General features: G+C 61.1%; 21 protein-coding genes. 15 read left to right on the top strand and 6 right to left on the bottom strand.

What is annotated here, in order from left to right; genetic code table 11:
- The first annotated feature begins 67 nt into the window (after positions 1 to 67).
- From LVD08_RS09220 to LVD08_RS09210, 3 genes are read left to right on the top strand one after another with little or no spacing between them, the layout of a single operon-like run.
- Positions 68 to 643, top strand: coding sequence for a YfiR family protein (locus LVD08_RS09220; protein WP_027614152.1), 576 nt, complete (start codon positions 68 to 70; stop codon positions 641 to 643).
- Positions 640 to 1,908, top strand: a complete 1,269-nt coding sequence (locus LVD08_RS09215; RefSeq protein WP_247267972.1) for a diguanylate cyclase domain-containing protein — start codon at positions 640 to 642, stop codon at positions 1,906 to 1,908. Before LVD08_RS09220 ends, LVD08_RS09215 begins: the two co-directional genes overlap by 4 nt.
- Positions 1,909 to 1,951: 43 nt before the next feature.
- Positions 1,952 to 2,407, top strand: a complete 456-nt coding sequence (locus LVD08_RS09210) for an OmpA family protein (RefSeq protein ID WP_171061906.1) — start codon at positions 1,952 to 1,954, stop codon at positions 2,405 to 2,407.
- Here LVD08_RS09210 and LVD08_RS09205 read toward each other — a convergent pair.
- A complete protein-coding gene (locus LVD08_RS09205) occupies positions 2,404 to 3,351 on the bottom strand; it encodes a LysR family transcriptional regulator (RefSeq protein WP_007962101.1) in 948 nt (315 codons plus the stop codon). The two genes, LVD08_RS09210 and LVD08_RS09205, sit on opposite strands and share 4 nt — an antisense overlap.
- 150 nt (positions 3,352 to 3,501) lie before the next feature.
- On the opposite strand from LVD08_RS09205, the gene LVD08_RS09200 reads away from it, so the two are divergent.
- Both LVD08_RS09200 and mmsB read left to right on the top strand, forming a co-directional pair.
- Positions 3,502 to 5,028 (top strand): CoA-acylating methylmalonate-semialdehyde dehydrogenase, encoded by a 1,527-nt coding sequence (locus LVD08_RS09200; protein WP_247267971.1) that lies wholly within the window; start codon positions 3,502 to 3,504, stop codon positions 5,026 to 5,028.
- Between the two features lie 9 nt (positions 5,029 to 5,037).
- A complete protein-coding gene (mmsB, locus tag LVD08_RS09195; protein ID WP_007962098.1) occupies positions 5,038 to 5,925 on the top strand; it encodes a 3-hydroxyisobutyrate dehydrogenase in 888 nt (295 codons plus the stop codon).
- 271 nt (positions 5,926 to 6,196) lie between these two features.
- On the opposite strand, the gene LVD08_RS09190 is transcribed toward mmsB, so the two are convergent.
- The 4 genes from LVD08_RS09190 to LVD08_RS09175 form a co-directional block, all read right to left on the bottom strand.
- Positions 6,197 to 6,547: a cupin domain-containing protein gene (locus tag LVD08_RS09190; RefSeq protein WP_003221437.1), complete on the bottom strand. Its 351-nt coding sequence runs from the start codon at positions 6,545 to 6,547 to the stop codon at positions 6,197 to 6,199.
- Between the two features lie 113 nt (positions 6,548 to 6,660).
- Positions 6,661 to 7,032 (bottom strand): MerR family transcriptional regulator, encoded by a 372-nt coding sequence (locus LVD08_RS09185; RefSeq protein WP_097090440.1) that lies wholly within the window; start codon positions 7,030 to 7,032, stop codon positions 6,661 to 6,663.
- Positions 7,033 to 7,079: 47 nt separating this feature from the next.
- A complete protein-coding gene (locus LVD08_RS09180) occupies positions 7,080 to 7,655 on the bottom strand; it encodes an NAD(P)H-dependent oxidoreductase (RefSeq protein WP_096795292.1) in 576 nt (191 codons plus the stop codon).
- 44 nt (positions 7,656 to 7,699) lie between these two features.
- Positions 7,700 to 8,581: a LysR family transcriptional regulator gene (locus tag LVD08_RS09175; protein ID WP_247267970.1), complete on the bottom strand. Its 882-nt coding sequence runs from the start codon at positions 8,579 to 8,581 to the stop codon at positions 7,700 to 7,702.
- Between the two features lie 214 nt (positions 8,582 to 8,795).
- On the opposite strand from LVD08_RS09175, the gene LVD08_RS09170 reads away from it, so the two are divergent.
- Entirely contained in the window at positions 8,796 to 9,560 is a 765-nt protein-coding gene (locus LVD08_RS09170) for a sulfite exporter TauE/SafE family protein (RefSeq protein WP_247267969.1), read from the top strand.
- Here the strand turns inward: LVD08_RS09170 and LVD08_RS09165 are convergent.
- On the bottom strand, positions 9,550 to 9,864 hold the full coding sequence (locus LVD08_RS09165) for a putative quinol monooxygenase (protein ID WP_247267968.1): 315 nt from the start codon (positions 9,862 to 9,864) through the stop codon (positions 9,550 to 9,552). The two genes, LVD08_RS09170 and LVD08_RS09165, sit on opposite strands and share 11 nt — an antisense overlap.
- A 182-nt stretch (positions 9,865 to 10,046) precedes the next feature.
- On the opposite strand from LVD08_RS09165, the gene LVD08_RS09160 reads away from it, so the two are divergent.
- From LVD08_RS09160 to LVD08_RS09120, 9 genes are all read left to right on the top strand, one after another.
- The gene (locus LVD08_RS09160; RefSeq protein WP_027614143.1) at positions 10,047 to 10,637 is read left to right on the top strand and encodes an NAD(P)H-dependent oxidoreductase; all 591 of its coding nucleotides are present in this window, start codon (positions 10,047 to 10,049) and stop codon (positions 10,635 to 10,637) included.
- 173 nt (positions 10,638 to 10,810) lie between these two features.
- Positions 10,811 to 11,722, top strand: a complete 912-nt coding sequence (locus LVD08_RS09155) for a LysR family transcriptional regulator (RefSeq protein ID WP_027614142.1) — start codon at positions 10,811 to 10,813, stop codon at positions 11,720 to 11,722.
- 103 nt (positions 11,723 to 11,825) lie between these two features.
- Positions 11,826 to 12,719 carry an NAD-dependent epimerase/dehydratase family protein gene (locus LVD08_RS09150; protein ID WP_247267967.1) on the top strand — a complete coding sequence of 298 codons (894 nt, stop codon included), beginning with the start codon at positions 11,826 to 11,828 and terminating at the stop codon, positions 12,717 to 12,719.
- Between the two features lie 563 nt (positions 12,720 to 13,282).
- Positions 13,283 to 15,004 (top strand): carbamoyltransferase family protein, encoded by a 1,722-nt coding sequence (locus tag LVD08_RS09145; RefSeq protein ID WP_247267966.1) that lies wholly within the window; start codon positions 13,283 to 13,285, stop codon positions 15,002 to 15,004.
- 62 nt (positions 15,005 to 15,066) lie between these two features.
- A complete protein-coding gene (locus tag LVD08_RS09140) occupies positions 15,067 to 16,242 on the top strand; it encodes an MFS transporter (RefSeq protein ID WP_247267965.1) in 1,176 nt (391 codons plus the stop codon).
- A complete protein-coding gene (locus tag LVD08_RS09135; RefSeq protein WP_247267964.1) occupies positions 16,208 to 16,918 on the top strand; it encodes an HAD family hydrolase in 711 nt (236 codons plus the stop codon). Before LVD08_RS09140 ends, LVD08_RS09135 begins: the two co-directional genes overlap by 35 nt.
- Positions 16,915 to 17,553: a YdcF family protein gene (locus tag LVD08_RS09130; protein ID WP_247267963.1), complete on the top strand. Its 639-nt coding sequence runs from the start codon at positions 16,915 to 16,917 to the stop codon at positions 17,551 to 17,553. Before LVD08_RS09135 ends, LVD08_RS09130 begins: the two co-directional genes overlap by 4 nt.
- Before the next feature lie 25 nt (positions 17,554 to 17,578).
- A complete protein-coding gene (locus tag LVD08_RS09125) occupies positions 17,579 to 19,036 on the top strand; it encodes an N-acyl-D-amino-acid deacylase family protein (protein WP_247267962.1) in 1,458 nt (485 codons plus the stop codon).
- A 119-nt stretch (positions 19,037 to 19,155) separates the two neighbouring features.
- Positions 19,156 to 19,524 carry a glyoxalase superfamily protein gene (locus LVD08_RS09120; protein ID WP_007962133.1) on the top strand — a complete coding sequence of 123 codons (369 nt, stop codon included), beginning with the start codon at positions 19,156 to 19,158 and terminating at the stop codon, positions 19,522 to 19,524.
- Positions 19,525 to 19,633: the final 109 nt, after the last annotated feature.

Below are 19,633 nucleotides of genomic sequence, written 5' to 3'. Positions count from 1 at the left end.
TCGCTGGTGTTACTGCGCTGTGCTATCGTTGCGGCATCATTTCGGTACGATCCAAGAGAATCCCTGCATGAAGGTGGCTGTCTGGGCGACAGAGCGCGTGGTTCGCTGCAAGCACGCATTGCTTGTCGGTCTGCTCTGTTTGCTGACCGGCGCCGCCATGGCGCAGGCACAGACGCCGGTGGGCATGGCCGAGCAGCGCGCCCAGTCGGTGACGCAGGTTGTGCTGGGCATCCTCAGTTACGCGCGCTGGCCGGTGGAACCCGCGCAATTGCGCCTGTGCATCGTCGGCCCCACCGAATACACCGATGACCTGGTCAAAGGCACCACGCAAGCCACCGGTCGTCCGGTCGCTGTGCGCCGGCTGCTGGCCGACAACCCGGCGATCGTCAGCGAATGCGATGCGGTGTACATCGGTAAACTCACCGCAGATGAACGCAGTCGGCTGTTCACCTCATTGATCGGCCATCCGGTGCTGAGCATCAGCGAAGGTGGCGATCAGTGCACGGTCGGCAGCCTGTTCTGCCTGCGGGTCGGCGATCAGCAGGTTTCCTTCGAGGTCAATCTCGACTCCGTCGCCCGCAGCGGTGTACGCATCCACCCGAGCGTACTGCAGTTGTCGCGCCGCAAACCGGCGGCACCATGAAGCTGTTTCGTTCCAGGAGCCGCCCGACACTGGGCTCGGTCATCGGCCGCGGCCATTTGATTGTCGCGCTGGTGGCCGTGACGATGGCCAGCGTGTCGCTGACCCTGCTGGGCGTTCTCGCGCTGCGGGTGTACGCCGATCACAACCTGCATCTGATTGCACGTTCGATCAGCTACACCGTGGAAGCGGCGGTGGTGTTCAACGATAAGGACGCCGCCACCGAAGCGCTGGCCTTGATCGCGTCCACCGAAGAGGTGGCGGATGCCCAGGTGTTCGACACACAGGGGCAGTTGCTGGCGCGTTGGCAGCGGCCCGAAAACGGTCTGTTTTCCCAACTGGAAATGCAGGCTGCCCGGACCATTCTGGAAAAGCCGATCAGCCTGCCGATCGTGCATCAGGACCGTGAAATCGGGCGTATTCTGCTGGTCGGTCACGGCGGTAGCCTGATGCGCTTCTTGCTCAGCGGTCTGGCGGGGATCATTCTCTGCACCGCAATCAGTGCCTGGGTCGCGCTGTATCTGGCGCGCCGACAGCTGCGCAGCATTACCGGCCCGCTTCGCAGCCTCGCGGCGGTGGCCCACGCTGCCCGCAGCGAGCGAGCACTGGATCGCCGGGTACCGCCGGCGCAGATCGCCGAGCTCGACAACCTCGGCAACGACTTCAATGCCCTGCTCGATGAACTCGAATCCTGGCAGACCCATCTGCAAAGCGAGAACGAAACCCTCGCCCATCAGGCCAGCCACGACAGCCTCACCGGTTTGCCCAACCGGGCGTTTTTCGAGGGGCGATTGATTCGCGCCTTGCGCAACGCCGGCAAGCTCAATGAGCGGGTGGCGGTGATGTTTCTCGACAGCGATCGCTTCAAAGGCATCAATGACAACTTCGGTCACGCCGCTGGCGACGCGGTGCTGGTGGCGGTCGCCAATCGGATCCGCGCGCAACTGCGTGAAGAGGATCTGGTGGCGCGGCTCGGCGGCGACGAGTTCGCCGTACTGCTCGCGCCGCTGCACAAGATCGAGGACGCCGAGCGCATTGCTGACAAGATTCTCGCCAGCATGGACATGCCCATCGCGCTGCCGGGCGACACCAGTGTGGTGACGTCGCTCAGTATCGGCATTGCGGTTTTCCCCGATCATGGCGCCACGCCAGGGGCCTTGCTCAACGCCGCCGACGCCGCGATGTATCAGGCCAAGCGCCTGTCGCGTGGCGCTCAATTCACTGCCGGGTCGGAGAGCCCGGTCGTCAATCTGCAAACCAGGAGCTGATTCCGTGTTCACATTTCCCGCTCGACTGTTTTCCGCCTTGCTGATGATCGCCGTACTGGCGCTGACCGGGTGCCAGACCGCACCGCAGAAAGGCCTGACCCCGGCGCAGATCGCCGTCCTAAAACAACAAGGCTTCGAAGCGACCGACGAGGGCTGGGAGTTTGGCCTGTCCGGCAAAGTGCTGTTTGGCAGCGATATCGAAAGCCTGAACAACCAGAGCACCGAAATCGTCGAACGCATCGGCAAGGCACTGCTCGGCGTCGGTATCGAGCGGGTGCGGGTCGACGGTCATACCGATGCCTCGGGCAAGGAAACCTACAACCAGCAACTGTCGCTGCGTCGGGCCAAAAGCGTGGCCAAAGTGCTGACCACCGTCGGTATGAAGGAAGAGAACATTCAGCTGCGCGGACTGGGCAGCAGCGAGCCGGTGGCGTCCAATGACACTGCCGCCGGACGCACCGAGAATCGCCGGGTGTCGATTGTGGTCAGCGCCGATTAATCGGCAAACCGCATCTCGCGGGTCTGCCCCATCAGCAGACCCTGATTACGCTCGGTCACCTCACGGATGTAATCCCACAATAGGGTGATCCGCTTCAATTTCCTGAGATCCTCCCGGCAGTACATCCAGAACTGTCGGGTGATGTCGATTTCCTCGGGCAGCACCGGCAGCAGGCGCGGATCCTGCGCCGCGAGGAAGCACGGCAGAATCGCCAGTGAACGCCCTTGCTGCGCCGCGACGAACTGCGCGATCACGCTGGTGCTGCGCAGGTTTGCGCTGGCGCCGGGCAGCACGTTCGCCAGGTACAGCAGCTCCGAACTGAACGCCAGGTCATCCACGTAACTGATGAATTGATGCTTGCCCAAATCGGCCGGTCGGCGGATCGGCGGATGCTGGTCGAGGTAGTCCTGGGTTGCGTACAGCTGCAAGCGGTAGTCGCAGAGTTTGCAGCACACGTACGGGCCGTGCTCCGGGCGTTCCAAAGCGATGACGATATCGGCCTCGCGCTTGGACAGGCTGATGAAGTGCGGCAGCGGCAGGATGTCCACCGAGATCGCTGGGTAGGCGTCGACGAAGTGGCTCAGCTGCGGGGTGATGAAAAAACTGCCGAAACCTTCGGTGCAGCCCATGCGTACATGCCCGGAAAGTGCCACACCAGAGCCCGAGACCTGCTCGCAAGCCATGTGCAACGTGCTTTCAATCGACTCGGCATAGCCCAGCAAACGCTGGCCTTCAGTGGTCAGGACAAAACCGCTGGTGCGCGATTTTTCGAACAGCAACGTACCCAATGCCGCTTCCAGCGAACTGATGCGCCGCGACACGGTGGTGTAGTCGACGGCGAGCCGTTTGGCCGCGGTGCTGGCCTTGCGGGTACGGGCGACTTCGAGGAAAAACTTCAGGTCGTCCCAGTTCAGCGACCCCAGGGAAGTGATGTTTTTTTGCATGATGGACGGGCTTATATGTGCGTTCTTATTAGAAGTTTGCACATCTATACTCCAAAAACAGTCCGACAACCAATTCGTGACACACGCCTCATCTCAAGGCGAACCCTTTCGCCTTGGCTCCTACGATAAAAACAAGTTTCGGAGACCAGCATGAACGCATCGCTTACGCCCAACGAAACCACGGTCCAGAAGGTCAAGTTGCTGATCGACGGCGAGTGGGTCGAATCGCAGACCACTGAGTGGCACGACATCGTCAACCCGGCGACCCAGCAAGTGCTGGCCAAAGTACCGTTCGCCACCGCTGCTGAAGTCGATGCCGCCATCCGTGCCGCACACCGCGCCTTCCAGACCTGGAAACTGACCCCGATCGGCGCGCGGATGCGCATCATGCTCAAGCTGCAGGCACTGATCCGCGAGCACTCCAAGCGCATCGCCGTAGTGCTGAGCGCCGAGCAGGGCAAGACTATTGCCGACGCCGAGGGCGATATTTTCCGTGGCCTGGAAGTGGTCGAACACGCCTGTTCCATCGGCACCCTGCAAATGGGCGAGTTCGCCGAAAACGTGGCGGGTGGCGTCGATACCTACACCCTGCGCCAGCCAATCGGCGTGTGCGCCGGCATCACCCCGTTCAATTTCCCGGCGATGATTCCGCTGTGGATGTTCCCGATGGCGATCGCCTGCGGCAACACTTTCGTCCTGAAGCCTTCGGAACAGGATCCGCTGTCGACCATGCTGCTGGTGGAGCTGGCGATTGAGGCGGGCGTTCCGGCGGGCGTGCTCAACGTCGTGCACGGTGGCAAGGACGTCGTCGATGGCCTGTGCACCCACAAGGACATCAAAGCCGTATCGTTCGTTGGTTCGACCGCCGTCGGTACGCACGTTTACGACTTGGCCGGAAAGCACGGCAAACGCGTGCAATCGATGATGGGTGCGAAGAACCATGCCGTCGTGCTGCCGGACGCCAATCGCGAGCAAGCGCTGAATGCCTTGGTCGGCGCCGGTTTCGGTGCGGCAGGGCAACGCTGCATGGCCACCTCGGTGGTGGTGCTGGTCGGTGCGGCGAAACAGTGGCTGCCGGATCTGAAAGCGCTGGCGCAGAAACTCAAGGTCAACGCTGGCAGCGAGGCGGGTACCGATGTTGGTCCGGTGATCTCGAAGAAAGCCAAGGCGCGGATTCTCGATCTGATCGAAAGCGGCATCAAGGAAGGCGCAAAGCTTGAACTCGATGGTCGCGACATCAAGGTGCCGGGCTACGAGCAAGGCAACTTCGTCGGCCCGACCCTGTTCTCGGGCGTGACCACCGACATGCAGATCTATACCCAGGAAATCTTCGGCCCGGTGCTGGTGGTGCTGGAAGTCGACACCCTCGATCAGGCCATCGCACTGGTCAACGCCAACCCGTTCGGCAACGGCACGGGCCTGTTCACCCAGAGCGGTGCAGCGGCGCGCAAATTCCAGACGGAAATCGACGTCGGCCAGGTCGGCATCAACATCCCGATTCCAGTGCCGGTGCCGTTCTTCAGCTTCACCGGTTCCCGTGGTTCGAAACTCGGCGACCTCGGTCCGTACGGCAAGCAAGTGGTGCAGTTCTACACCCAGACCAAAACGGTTACGGCGCGCTGGTTCGATGACGACAGCGTCAACGACGGCGTGAACACCACCATCAACCTGCGCTGAGGAATCGCCATGAAAATCGCATTTATCGGTCTGGGCAACATGGGCGCGCCGATGGCGCGCAACCTGATCAAGGCCGGCCACTCGCTGAACCTGGTGGACCTGAACAAGACTGTGCTGGCGGAACTGGAGCAACTGGGCGGCACTATCCGCGCCTCGGCCCGCGAAGCAGCTGAAGACGCTGAACTGGTGATCACCATGCTCCCGGCGGCGGTGCATGTGCGCAGCGTCTGGCTCGGTGAGGACGGTGTGCTGGCCGGTATCGGCAAAGGCGTGCCGGCGGTGGATTGCAGCACCATCGATCCGCAGACTGCTCGTGATGTGGCCGCCGCTGCCGCCAAACAAGGCGTGGCCATGGCTGATGCCCCGGTCTCCGGCGGCACTGGCGGCGCGACCGCTGGCACGCTGACCTTCATGGTCGGCGCCACCCCGGAACTGTTCGCCACCCTGCAACCGGTGCTGGCGCAGATGGGCCGCAACATCGTGCATTGCGGTGAAGTCGGCACCGGACAGATCGCCAAGATCTGCAACAACCTGCTGCTGGCGATCTCGATGGTCGGCGTCAGCGAAGCCATGGCGCTGGGCGATGCACTGGGGATCGACACCTCGGTGCTGGCCGGAATCATCAACAGCTCGACCGGGCGTTGCTGGAGTTCGGAAATGTACAACCCGTGGCCGGGCATCGTCGAAACGGCGCCGGCCTCGCGCGGTTACACCGGTGGGTTTGGTGCCGAACTGATGCTCAAGGATCTGGGGCTGGCCACCGAAGCGGCGCGTCAGGCGCATCAACCGGTGGTGCTCGGCGCGGTGGCGCAGCAGTTGTATCAGGCGATGAGCCAGCGCGGGGAGGGCGGCAAGGACTTCTCGGCGATTATCAACAGCTATCGCAAGCCGCAGTAAATTCGGATCGCCGATGCTCTGGTGGCAAGAGTGCTTCTGTGGCGAGGGAGCTTGCTCCCGCTGGTCTGCGCAGCAGACCCAAACCCGGTTAATGCGGTTCTTCAGAAAAACCGCATTAACCGAAGTTACGACTGCTGCGCAGCCGAGCGGGAGCAAGCTCCCTCGCCACAGGTTTTTATAGAAGGCAAAAAAGATCGCAGCCTTCGGCAGCTCCTACATGGGGGAAATGTACACCCTGTAGGAGCTGCCGGAGGCTGCGATCTTTTGCTTGTCAGGCGAAGACGAAATATTTGCGTACGGTCTCGACCACTTCCCAAGTGCCTTTCATCCCCGGTTCAACCACGAAGATGTCGCCGGCTCGCAGGTGGATTGGCGCCATGCCGTCCGGGGTGATGATGCAGTAGCCTTCCTGAAAATGGCAGTACTCCCACTTCACATAATCGACCCGCCACTTGCCCGGGGTGCAGATCCAGGTGCCCATGATCTTGCTGCCGTCTTCGCTGGTGTAAGCGTTGAGGTTGACGGTGTGCGGGTCACCTTCGAGTTTTTCCCATTTGCAGGCATCGAGTACCGGCAGCGGGTGGGTGTCGCGCAAAACGGTGATGGGGGCGGTCGCGGTCATGAGAACTCCGGGCAGTGGGCGGATGGCAAAGAAACCAACTCGCACCCTATAGCGCCCGGTTGCCGCTCAGTTGTCTGTGCTCGACATCGAGCTGCTCAGAAACGCGCAAACCGTCAAAGGTTTTCCAGCGGGCATTCGACCCGCGCCCGTTCAAGGTCGATTTCGAAACCTTCCAGTTGCGCGTATTGCCGCGTCAGCTCAGCGATGCTGCTGTTGATCTCGCGTTTTTTTGCCTCGATAGCCTGTTGGGCCAGATCCCATGGCATGGCCTCGCCATGATGCGCGGCAAAAATCGTCTGCAATTCCCGGAGCCTGAAGCCCATCTCTTTTGCGCATTTGATGAAGATCAGCAGTTCGATGCTTTGTTGGTCGTAGAGGCGATATTTACCTTGGCGCCGGGGCGCGGGCAGCAGACCGATCGACTCGTAGTGGCGAATGCTTTTGATGGTGGTGCCGGCACGTTGCGCGGCTTGGCCGATGTACATAAAAGTCCTTTTTCAATGTGAAACCGTGCGGCGCATTATCGGCAGACTTAGCGGCGGGCGATAGCGTGCGCCTGTTGCAGCCAGCGCTGGCGCTGCCGGTCGCTGGACTCAAGCAGCGGGCCGAAGGTCAGCGTGCGCAGGGGGTTGATACCACAGAACTGCAGGGTGGTCTTGCGCACCTGATGCAGTCCCGGCATCCGGTAGATCCAGCGGTAATACCAGAGTGGCGTGTCCATCGTCACCAGCAAATGCGCGGTGCGCCCCTTGAGCAATTGATCGGGAAAGGGTTTGCCTTTTCGGTATTTGAAGGCGAATCCCGGCAGCAACACCCGATCAAAAAAACCTTTGAGCAGCGCTGGAATGCCACCCCACCAGATCGGGTAGACCAGCGTCAGATGTTCGGCCCAAAGGATGTCGGATTGCGCGCGGCTCAAGTCTTCTTCCAGCGCTTGAACCTGTTGATACCCCTGGCGCAACACCGGGTCGAAAGCCATCTCTCCCAGGCGTAGCTGACGCACCTGGTGTCCGGCATCGAGCGCTGATTGTGCGTAGCGCTCGGCGAGTGCGGCGCAGAAACTCGTCGCGCCGGGATGGCCGAGAATCAGCAGAATGCGTTTGCCCATGGTCATGCTCCTTGCCGTTGAACGCCAAGGATGAAGTCTGCCCCTCAGGGGAGAGTCAAGGCTTGCAGCAAGGCTTTGGCATAACCTGGCAGGGCGCTGAAGTCCCGGGCGCAGAGCATCAGCGTGCGGCGGGCCCATGGCTCATTGAGGGCGATGCTGTTGAATGAGCGCGGCGTCGCGCGTTCAATGGCCGCCAGCGGCACGATGGCGAGGCCGGCGCCTCGGGCGACCATGCGCAGCACCCCTTCGAAACCGTCGGCGCGGATCCGCACCTGCATGCGCGAGCCGCTGTGCAGCGCCTGTTCTTCGAGGTAGATCGCCAGCGCGCTGTCGGTGCTCAGACCGACGAAATCGTAGTGCAAAGCGGCGCTGAAACTGACCTCGGCGGCGTCGGCCAGTGGATGTCCGTGCGGCGCGATCAGTCGCAACGGGTCGTCGCGAAACGGCTGGGTCTGCAGATCGGTGGTGTCCACTGCATCGGAGACGATGCCGATATCGGCTGCGCCCTGGCGCAAGGCGTGGATGATGCGGGCGCTGGGCAGTTCCTGCAGATCGATGTCGAGGTTGGGATGCTCGCGCAAAAAGTCCGCGAGCACTTCCGGCAGGTATTCGGTGATCGCCGTGGTGTTGCACAACAGTCGCACCTGTCCTTTGACGCCCTGCGCGTAGTCGGCCAGATCCTGCTGCATGCGTTCGGCCTGTTGCAGGAGGATGCGCGCGTGGTGGGCCAGTGCCTTGCCAGCGGGTGTCGGGCTCACCCCACGACGACCGCGCTGCAGGAACTCGGTGCCCAGCGAGGCTTCCATGGCACGGATGCGCGCGCTGGCGGCGGCGAGCGAAAGATGACTGCGGGCGGCACCGGCGGTGATGTTGCCGGCGTCGAGGATGTGCAGGTAGAGGCGCAGGTCGGTGAGGTCGAAGTGCATGGGGCCGCCTGTGGTTTTTGTGGTGTCTGGGCGGGCCTCTTCGCGAGCAAGCCCGCTCCCACAGTGGATCAGTGGTGAATCCAAAACTGTGGGAGCGGGCTTGCTCGCGAAGGGGCCATCAGCCGCAACGCAATTAACAGCCTCTTGTACCGGCAGAGGCAGCCTCAGTATATGGCAGATTTTCAACGCACCCGCCAAAGCGCACAGTAGCGCCATGAACGCATTTGCAGACTTCTATCAAAACCTCGGCTTGGCTCTGTCCCTGCTGGTCATCGCCACTTTCATCATGGCCGGGCTGGTCAAAGGCGTGATCGGCCTCGGTCTGCCCACCGTCGCCATGGGCCTGCTCGGTCTGGCTATGGCGCCGTCACAGGCAGCCGCGTTACTGATCATTCCGGCGACGCTGACCAATGTCTGGCAACTGGCGTTCGGCGGGCATTTGAAAGGGCTGCTCAAACGCCTGTGGCCGCTGTTGTTGATGATCTTCCTCGGCACCGCCGTCGGCACGTTGTCGATAGGCATGGCAGGCGGGCATTGGGTGGTGCGTGGGCTGGGGGCGGCGTTGCTGCTGTATGCGTTGAGCGGGTTGTTGCTGCCAACGCTGCAGGTCAATCCTCGGCATGAACCGTGGCTGGGTCCGCTGTGCGGGCTGATCACCGGGGTTATCACTTCGGCCACCGGTGTGTTCGTGATTCCGGCGGTGCCGTACCTGCAGGCGCTGGGTTTGAGTCGCGATGAGCTGGTGCAGGCGCTGGGCCTGTCGTTCACCGTGTCGACTCTGGCGCTGGCCGGCGGCCTGTTCTGGCGCGGCGCACTGGGCAGTGGCGAATTGAGTGCGTCGCTGCTGGTGCTGATCCCGGCGATGCTGGGCATGGGGTTCGGCCAATGGCTGCGTCAGCGCATCAGCGCTGTGCTGTTCAAGCGGGTGTTCTTTATCGGACTGGGCGCACTCGGCGCCCATTTGCTGATCAGCGGCTAGCCGACGAGGCGCTGAGCATGTCGATCCGACGGATATCGAAATCACGCTCCAGATACGTCATGCGTTTGTCGAAAAACTCGCGCATGTGCGGCAGATTCGAATGCACGTCGAGGTGCGCCTGGCTTTCCCAGATCTCGTAGAAGATGAACAGCGTCGGGTCTTCCTTGTCGCGCAGCATGTGGTACTCGATGCAGCCTGGCTCGGCGCGGCTCGGTTCGACATAGGCGCGAAACAGCGCTTCGAAGGCCTCGGCTTTTTCCGGGCGGGTCTTGGCATGCAGGATGAAACCGTGGCGTTCACTCATCAAAACAACTCCTCAAATGCAGATGGCCGGGAATGCTATTGCAACAATCGGCATTCGATTCGTGCTTTTTGATCAAATGTATTTTGCGCCGACGCGGCTTATTCCGCGCGAGAGGGATGGTTAACCTGCCGCCATTCGTTTTCCCATCTTTCTCCAGCCCAATGGCTGCGCGAGGCGTTCCGATGAAAAAAGTGTTGTTGCTCAATGGTGGCAAGAAATTCGCTCACTCCGACGGTCGTTACAACGCCACCCTGCACGAAACCGCGCTGAGCGTGTTGGATCGTGGCGGTCTGGATGTCAAAACCACGTTCATCGACGAGGGTTACGACGTGGCTGAAGAAGTGGCCAAATTTCTCTGGGCCGATGTGATCATTTATCAGATGCCGGGCTGGTGGATGGGTGCGCCGTGGACGGTGAAAAAGTACCTCGACGAAGTCTTCACCGAAGGCCACGGCAGCCTCTATGCCAGCGATGGTCGGACCCGTTCCGATGCGTCGCAGAAGTACGGCAGCGGCGGTCTGATTCAGGGCAAGCAGTACATGCTGTCGCTGACCTGGAACGCGCCGCAGCAGGCGTTTGATGACCCGAGCGATTTCTTTGAAGCCAAAGGTGTGGATGCGGTGTATTTCCCGTTCCACAAGGCCAACGAGTTCTTGGGCATGAGCGGGTTGCCGACGTTCCTGTGTGTGGACGTGATGAAGCGCCCGAACATCGAGAATGATGTGGCGCGGTATGAGCAGCATCTGAAACAGGTGTTTGGTCTCAAGGCTTGATGGATTTCAGGCTACTATCGAATGGCTTGGCCTGATCCTGTGGCGAGGGAGCTTGCTCCCGCTGGGCTGCGCAGCGGCCCTCGCTTTTACCTGAACCGCAGGGGAGCGCTTCGCACTCCAGCGGGAGCAAGCTCCCTCGCCACAATGAGTACGCATTCGATTAGAGAGTTTCCGTGAAAGCCAGATCCGATGAGTTGCAGATTTTCGTCTGCGTGATCGAATGCGGTTCGATTTCCGCCGCTGCCGAGCAGGTCGGCCAGACCCCCTCGGCGGTCAGCCGCACACTGTCGCGGCTGGAAGCCAAGCTCGACACCACGCTGATCAACCGCACCACGCGGCGCATGGACCTGACCGAGGAGGGCAAGTATTTCTTCGAGCAGGCCAAGCTGATTCTCGATCAGATGGACGCCCTCGAAGAGCGACTGTCCTCACGCCAGCAAACCCCGTCCGGACGCCTGCGGATCAACGCCGCGTCGCCTTTCATGCTGCACGCCATCGTGCCGTACATCGACGAATTCCGTGGCCTGTACCCGGACATCCAGCTCGAACTCAACAGCAATGACCTGATCATTGACCTGCTGGAACAAAGCACCGACGTCGCTATCCGCATCGGCACCCTTGCCGACTCGACGTTACATGCGCGTTCGCTCGGTTGCAGTCCGCTGCTGATCGTCGCCAGCCCGGCCTATCTGGAAAAGCACGGCGCGCCGCAGCAGGTCGCCGACTTGAGCGAACACACCCTGCTTGGCTTCACCCACAACGAAGGCCTCAATCAGTGGCCGCTGCGTTACGTGCACGGTGACCGCTGGCCGATCACCCCGGCGATCAGCGCTTCCAGCGGCGAGACCGTGCGCCATCTGGCGCTGGAAGGGCAGGGCATTGCCTGCCTCTCGCACTTCATGACCATCGACGACATTCGCGCCGGGCGCCTCAAGGTGCTGCTGGCGGAATTCAACAGCGGCTATCGCCAGCCGATCAACGCGGTGTACTACCGGAACTCGCAACTGGCGCTGCGCATTCAGTGCTTCCTCGACTTCATCCAGAGCAAACTCGCGGCGTACGCCAGCGCCGATTTCAAGGGTTGATTCGTGACCCCTGCGCAACATTGATTTGGGCGAGGGCGGGTTTTTCCATCGGGGTGGCCGGTCGATACTCGCTGCATCACTTATTCACGCAGGGAGTTTCTCCATGAACGTATTCATCACCGGCGCTGCCGGGTTTATCGGCGGCTCGATCGCTACCGGTCTGGTTCAGGCCGGACATAATGTCACCGGCCTGGTGCGTAGCGCCGAACAGGCCGAAGAGCTCAAGGCACTGGGCATCACCCCGGTGATCGGCACCCTCGAAGACAGCACATTGCTGGCTGAACAGGCCCGCGCCGCCGATGCGGTGATCAACGCCGCCAGCAGCGACCATCGCGGTGCTGTCGAAGCGTTGCTCGGTGCCCTGCGCGGTTCGAACAAAGTGTTCCTGCACACCAGCGGTTCGAGCATCGTCGGCGATGCCTCGGGCGGCAAGTCCAGCGATGTCATCTACTACGAAGACAACCTGCCGGAGCCCACCGTCGACAAGGCTGCCCGTGTGGCGATCGACAACCTGATCCTCGCCGCCGCGAAGGACGGGGTGAACTCGGCGGTGATCTGCAACACCCTAATCTATGGCCACAGCCTGGGCGTCAATCGCGACAGCGTGCAGTTGCCGCGTCTGCTCAAACAAGCACGCAAAAGTGGGGTGGTGCGCCACGTTGGCACTGGCCAGAACATCTGGTCCAACGTGCACATCGAAGACGTCGTCGCCCTGTACCTGCTGGCGCTGACCAAAAATGTACCGGGCACTTTCTACTTCGTCGAAAGCGGTGAAGCCTCGTTCATCGACATGACCACTGCCATGGCCGAAGCGCTGAATCTCGGCGAGCCACAAGACTGGCCGCTGCGAGACGCCGAAGCCGAGTGGGGTTACGAAATGGCCAACTACGGCCTTGGCTCGAACAGCCGCGTACGCGGCAAACACGCTCGTGAACTGCTGGGCTGGGCGCCAAAGCGTACGTCGGTGGTGGAGTGGATTCGTAACGAAATGGTGTGAGTTAACGCTGCACCGCGTGAAGCCATTCGCGAGCAAGCCCGCTCCCACAGGTTAAGCGCATTCTGGCTGACGGAATGCGAACAACCGGTGGGAGCGGGCTTGCTCGCGAAAGCGTTGGAACAAAAACAGAAAAGTTGAATGGCACGCCGTCATCGTCCGTTTTTTTGTCCCGGTAAACCCCCGCAAATACGCCGCATGCCAGTGGAATTTAATTTTTAGCGGGGACTTCGCCGGGTGTTCGGGAAATTACCGACTAGGCTGCTACCGCGGTGAAACGAGGGCGGCTGCGATGCACGTCGCCCTTCACGTGTTGCAGGCATGAGGCCCGTGCAGCACGGCACCGCCCATGGAGTTTTCTGGCAAAAGGAATTTGCGATGGCGAGACACATTGATGCCTTCTCGTAAAGGCGTATCCCCCCGGCGGACCTACATGAATCCGCGATCTCCCGATGAGTAATGGTCGGCCATGACGGCCGGCATCTGTCATTGACTCTGGTTATTGCATTGCACGCTACGCGCGTGGGCGAAGCCGTCACCTCAATTGGCGAAAACAAGGAATAGTTATGATCATTTTGGGTATTACAAACAATGATTTGGCGGGTGCTTGCCTGGTACGTGATGGTCAGATTCTTTCGGCGGTCAGTGAAGAGCGTTTCACCCGCATCAAGGACCATAAAATCTGGCCGGCCAAGTCCATTGAGTTTGTGTTGAGCCAGGCCGGCGTGTCGCTGGAAGACGTCGATCATGTCGCCTATGGATGGAACGCCGGTTTCAGTGCCGACAAACATCTGGCGTTGTACTTCGATCGCATCGTCGAGGAAGTCAGGAGCAACCCCCAGGGCCTTGCGCAGTTCCGTCAGCGTGTGACCGATGAAATCAACAACGACAAGGCAAAGCGCGGCGAATTCGACCAGTTCATCGTCGACAACAGTCTGCAAGGCAAGGCGTACTACATTGATCACCACGAGTGCCATGCGCTCGGTGCCTATGTCTGCTCGCCATTCGAGGACGCGTTGACCCTGACGTGCGACGGACGCGGCGACTTTCAGTCGCTGACCGTCACCTGGTACAGCCCGACAGAAACCACGGTGCTGCAACGCGAAACCAGCATCGACAGCCTCGGTTATTTCTACGGCCGGATCACCCACCTGCTCGGTTACAAGCCCAACCGCCACGAAGGCAAGGTCACCGGTCTGGCCGCATTCGGCGATCCGCAGAAACTGCTGGGCGTGATGCAGCAGATGATCCGTTTCGAAGACGGCCGCATCAAGGCGCGCTGCGGCGATATGTTCCTGCCGTCCTACAACACCTACAGCGAGCCGCTGGAAACCCTGTTTGCCCGGGAAACCCCCGAGGACATCGCCGCCGCTGTACAGCGTCACAGCGAAGACCTGCTGGTGGCCACCGTCAGCCATCATCTGGCCCAGCGCGGCAGTGCCAACCTGTGCCTGGCCGGCGGCGTGTTTGGCAACGTCAAACTCAACCAGCGTCTGCGTGAGATCCCGGGCGTCAAAGACGTCTACGTGCTGCCGTGCATGGGCGATGGCGGCCTGGCACTGGCTGCTGCGGTCGGTACCGCGTACCTGGAAAACGGCACCCGCTTCAAGAATCCGTCGATGATGCTTGGCCCGGAATCGCGCAGCGTTTCGCAGAACATCAACCTGATCAATCGCGACTACCCTGAACTCGGTTATCACACGCCGTCGAACATCATCGAGGTGTTGACCGAGGCCCTGACGGAAAATCAGGTGCTGGGCATGTTCAAGGGCAAGATGGAGTTCGGCCCGCGTTCGCTGTGCAACCGCAGCATCGTCTATCACGCGCAGGATGCCGAGGTGAACGACTGGCTCAACAAACGCATGCACCGCACCGAGTTCATGCCGTTCGGCCCGGTCACCGCCATTGAGCAAGCACCGGCCTGCTACGTCGGTTGGGACGAGGAGCAAGTGGCTGCCGATACCATGACCATGACCTACGACTGCCATCCGCAATTTCGCGAGGCAAGTCCGGCGGTGGTGCACATCGACGGCACGGCGCGCCCGCAGATCATTCGCCCGCAGAGCGACCCGTTCATGCATCGCCTGCTGACGGCCTGGCACCAGAAAACCGGTCAGGCAGCCTTGATCAACACCTCGTTCAACCGCCATGAAGAGCCGATCGTGTGCTCTTCCCAGGACGCACTGGATGCGCTGAAAGAAGGCATGGTCGATCTGGTGGTCATGAGTGAATCGCTGATCGTCTGGCGCAAGGGCAAAAACAGCTTCACCCAGCAACGCTTCGAATAATGGATGGTATTCAGGGCTCCTGGGGAGCCCTGCTTCTGGAGTGTCAGGCGTATGGTTGACGAATGTATTTAATCTTTTTCGGGTTCTTTGCGGCGGAAGGGATCATCTATCCGTTCTGGCCGACCTGGCTGGATTCCCTGGGCTTCAGTGCCAGTGAAATCGGCTTGCTGATCGCCGCGGCGTATTGGCCGCAGGTGGTGACCGGGGTGCTGATCACCTATGTGGCCGACTGGCGCGTGGATCAGTTGCGGCTCGCCGCTGTGCTGAGCGTTACCGCCGCGTTATGTACGTTGCTGTTCTACTTCATCCCGGCGCACTTATGGATGTTCGTGTGCCTGAGTGTGCTGTTTGGAGGGGTATGGATGGTGGTGTTGCCGCTGTCCGAGTCCTATCTGCTCAAGCGCGACAAACTGGCCCTGCAGAATTACGGTTGGGTGCGGGCGGTAGGCTCATCGGCCTTTATCCTGACCTCGACCCTCGGTGGTTTTCTGTTTGCGCAGTACAGCCAGTCGTGGGTGCCGCTGGTGATCGCATCGAGCATGTTGATCACCGCTGTGGCGTGTCTGCGTCTAAAGCGCCAGGTGTCGCGGGCGCATCTGGCGCCGTCCGGTCCGACGCGCAAACGGCCTGACTGGAAAGCTCTGTTGGCGCACAAAAGCCTGCTGATTGCGATTGCTGCCGCCAGCTTCATTCAACTGAGTCACACCCTGTACTTTTCCACGGCTTCGATTGGTTGGGGGGTGAAGGGTTTTTCTTCCTCGGCAATCGGCATGTTCTGGGCGGTGGCCGTGATTGCGGAAATCACCTGGTTCGCGCTGTCCAACAAAGTCCTGGCGTTTTGCGCGCCGTTGTCGTTGGTGATGTTTTCCAGCGTGTGTGCGGCGCTGCGCTGGGCGCTGTTTGCCAACAGCGACGCGGTGTCGCTGATCCTGCTGGGGCAGTGCCTGCACGCGCTGAGTTTTGCCGCCTACCACGCGGCGATCATGCGCTTTATCCGCGACCAGGCACCGCCGGATATTCAGGTCTTTACTCAAGGGGTCTATTACTCCCTGGCGGTGGCGTTGCCCATGGGCCTGGCCACACCTTTCGCCGGCTACCTGTACCAGACCCGGCCGCAGTGGTCCTACTACGTGATGGCGCTGTTCGCGTTGGTCGCAACGGTGCTGGCGTTCATTGCTCATCAGAAAATGCGAAGTTCAACTCATGGCTCAACAAACGTTTACAGCCGTCTGCTTTGATATGGACGGCGTGCTCATTCAGTCGCGCGAGGTGATTGAACACGCCTGGACCACCGTGGCGCGCGAGTACGGGGTCAGCGTCGATCAGGATTTCATCGACGAGCACATCCATGGCCGTCCCGGCGGTTATACCCTCAAGACCTTGTTCGCAGAGTTTGGCGAAGCGCAGCAGGTGGCGATCAAGCGTGAAGTCGACGCCATCGAGCAGGTGACGAACTGTGCGCTGGTGCCGGGCGTCGCGGCGTTGATCGCCCGACTCCGCGAGCACGCCGTGCCCCTGGCGCTGGTCACCAGCAGTTGGCGGGCGCGGGTTGACCACGTTCTGCAGCAACACGACCTGATGTCGGCGTTCGACAGCATCATCTGCCGCGACGACGTACGCAGCGGCAAACCGGCCCCCGATCCCTATCGCCTGGCGGCGGCACAACTGGGTCGGCAAAGTGATGAATGCCTGGTGTTCGAAGACTCTGTCAGCGGCGTGCAGTCGGCGGTCAGCAGCGGCGCACTGTGCATCGGCATTGGCGACGACCCGACGCTGACCGCGCATGGCGCCGCAGGTGTGTATGCCGATTTCACCCGGCTTGCGCTCAGGCTGGACGGCAGGGGCGCGCACGGTTATGCCGATGGAGCGCTGTTCATCAACGCGCACCCGAGCCAGAGGTTTGCCCGGTCATGACATTGACGTTGCAGCACGCCAGCGTGCTCTGGAAATTCCTCGGTGCGGGGCGCCAACACAGCCCTTGTGAACTGATTGTGGTCTGCGGCTCCTACGACCTGCGGGTCTGCGATTACGCTTGCCAACTATTGAAAGACGGCGTGGCCCCCCACCTGTTGTTCACCGGCAATACCGGCAACTGGACCAGGCATTTGTGGGAACGCTCCGAAGCCGATATTTTTGCCCAACGCGCCTTGGCGCAAGGGGTGACGGCGCAGCAGTTCACCCTGGAAACCCGCGCGACCAACTTTGCCGAAAACATCGCGTTTGCCCGAGCGATGTTTCCCGACGTGCGTCGTGCGACGTTTCTGACCAAACCCAATTCGATCCGGCGCGTGGCGTTGACCCTGCCCGTGCAGTGGCCCGGACTGGAAGCCTGTGTGGATGCGCCGTCGTTCGATTTTCCTGATGACGTCAGCAACCTGATCGGGGTGCTGGGCCTGATCGACGAAATGGTCGGCGATGTGCACCGCATCATGGTTTACCCTGCGTTGGGTTTTCAGGTCGAACAGGCGATCCCCGAAGAGGTTCAGGTAGCCTGGCGGTATCTGGTGGAGCAAGGCTTCGATCACCATTTGATCAAGGGCAGGAGTTGACGCTGACTTCCGCCGGGAGACAGACATGCAGTACGACACGCTGATCCGCAACGCCATCGTCATCGATGGCAGCAACACGCCCGGCTACCGCGCTGATGTGGCGATTCTCAACGGGCGCATCGAACGTATCGGCGACCTGCATGATGCCCGCGCCACGGAGGAAATCGACGCCGCCGGCCGCGTGCTCGCCCCGGGTTTCATCGACGTACACTCCCACGACGACACTGTGGTCATCCGCCAGCCCGAAATGCTGCCCAAGCTCAGCCAGGGCGTGACCACGGTGATTGTCGGCAACTGTGGGATCAGCGCCTCGCCGGTCAGTCTCAAAGGCAATCCGCCGGACCCGATGAACCTGCTCGGCAGCTCTGCCGCATTCGTTTACCCACGCTTCAGCGATTACCGCGCCGCCGTCGAAGCGGCGAACACCACGCTGAACGTCGCCGCACTCGTCGGTCACACCGCGCTGCGCAGCAATCACCTCGACGACCTGTTTCGCACTGCAACGCCAGACGAAATCGCCGCGATGCGCGAGCAATTGCGTGAAAGCCTTGAGTCTGGCGCGCTCGGTTTATCCACAGGCCTTGCGTACGCCAGCGCCTTTAGCGCCTCCACCGATGAGGTCAAACAGCTGACCGAAGAACTGACCGCATTCGGCGCGGTGTACACCACCCATCTGCGCAGTGAATTCGAACCGGTGCTGGAGGCGATGGACGAAGCGTTCAGCATTGGCCGTCACTCGCAATCGCCGGTGATCATTTCCCACCTCAAATGCGCCGGTGTCGGTAACTGGGGGCGCAGTCCGCAGCTGCTCGCATCGCTGGAAGCAGCGGCGAAAACCCAGCACGTGGGCTGCGATTGCTATCCCTACGCGGCGAGTTCTTCGACGCTGGATCTGAAGCAAGTCACCGATGCCCATCGCATCACCATCACCTGGTCGACGCCGCACCCCGAACTCAGCGGTCGCGACCTGATCGACATCGCCGCCGAATGGAACGTGCCACTGCTCGAAGCCGCCAAGTGCCTGCAACCGGCGGGCGCGGTGTACTACGGCATGGACGAGGCGGATGTACGAAAAATCCTCGCGCATCCGCTGTCGATGGTCGGCTCTGACGGACTGCCGGAAGACCCATTCCCGCATCCACGCCTGTGGGGCGCTTTCCCACGAGTGCTCGGCCATTTCAGTCGCGATCTCGGGTTGTTTCCGCTGCACACGGCGGTACACAAGATGACCGGCCTGTCGGCGGCGCGGTTTGGCTTGAAAGAGCGCGGCGAGATTCGTGAAGGCTATTGGGCGGATCTGGTGCTGTTTGATCCGGCGACGGTGCGCGATGTGGCAGATTTCGCTGATCCGCAGCGGGCGGCGCAGGGGATTGATGGGGTGTGGGTCAATGGTGTGTTGAGTTATCGCGATGGGCAGGCGAATGGTCGCAGGGAGGGGCGGTTTCTGGCGCGGGACGGGGATTTGCGCAACAACTTTCGCTGACGTTTCGCGGAGTGCGTCACAGTGGTGGCACATTGCAATTAAAGAAAGCCACCGCCAAGCCGAATTGCTGACATCCAGCCCGTCTACACTTTTGGGCCAAACAAGTCAGGGAGCACCCCATGAGCTTCGGCAAAACCACCCCGATCCTGCGGATCTTCGATGAAGCCAAGGCGTTGGAGTTTTACGTCGACTTCCTCGGTTTCAAGATCGACTGGCAGCACCGCTTCGAAGCCAATTTCCCGCTGTATCTGCAGGTGTCGCGTGGCGAGTGCGTGCTGCACCTGTCCGAGCATCATGGCGATGCGACCCCGGGTTCGGCGTTGCGCATCGAGACCGATGAGCTGGAGGCGTTCCAGCAGCAACTGGTGGCCAAGGACTACAAGTTCTCGCACCCACAGATTCAGGCGATGCCGTGGGGCAGTCAGGACATGACGATTGCTGATCCGTTTGGTAATCGGTTGGTGTTTACCAACGCGATCAGTGTTTGAGTCGAGACATACAAAAAAGCCCGCAGCCAGACCACCAAGGGCTGGCTGGGGGGCTTTTTGCTTTTCCGGCCGCGCGTATTGTGTCCCCCCCCCCCTGGCGGGGCATTCC

The sequence above is a fragment of the Pseudomonas sp. YL2 genome (assembly GCF_023063025.1).
Lineage (GTDB): Bacteria > Pseudomonadota > Gammaproteobacteria > Pseudomonadales > Pseudomonadaceae > Aquipseudomonas > Aquipseudomonas putida_A.
This window is presented reverse-complemented; position numbering and strand designations above follow the sequence as displayed.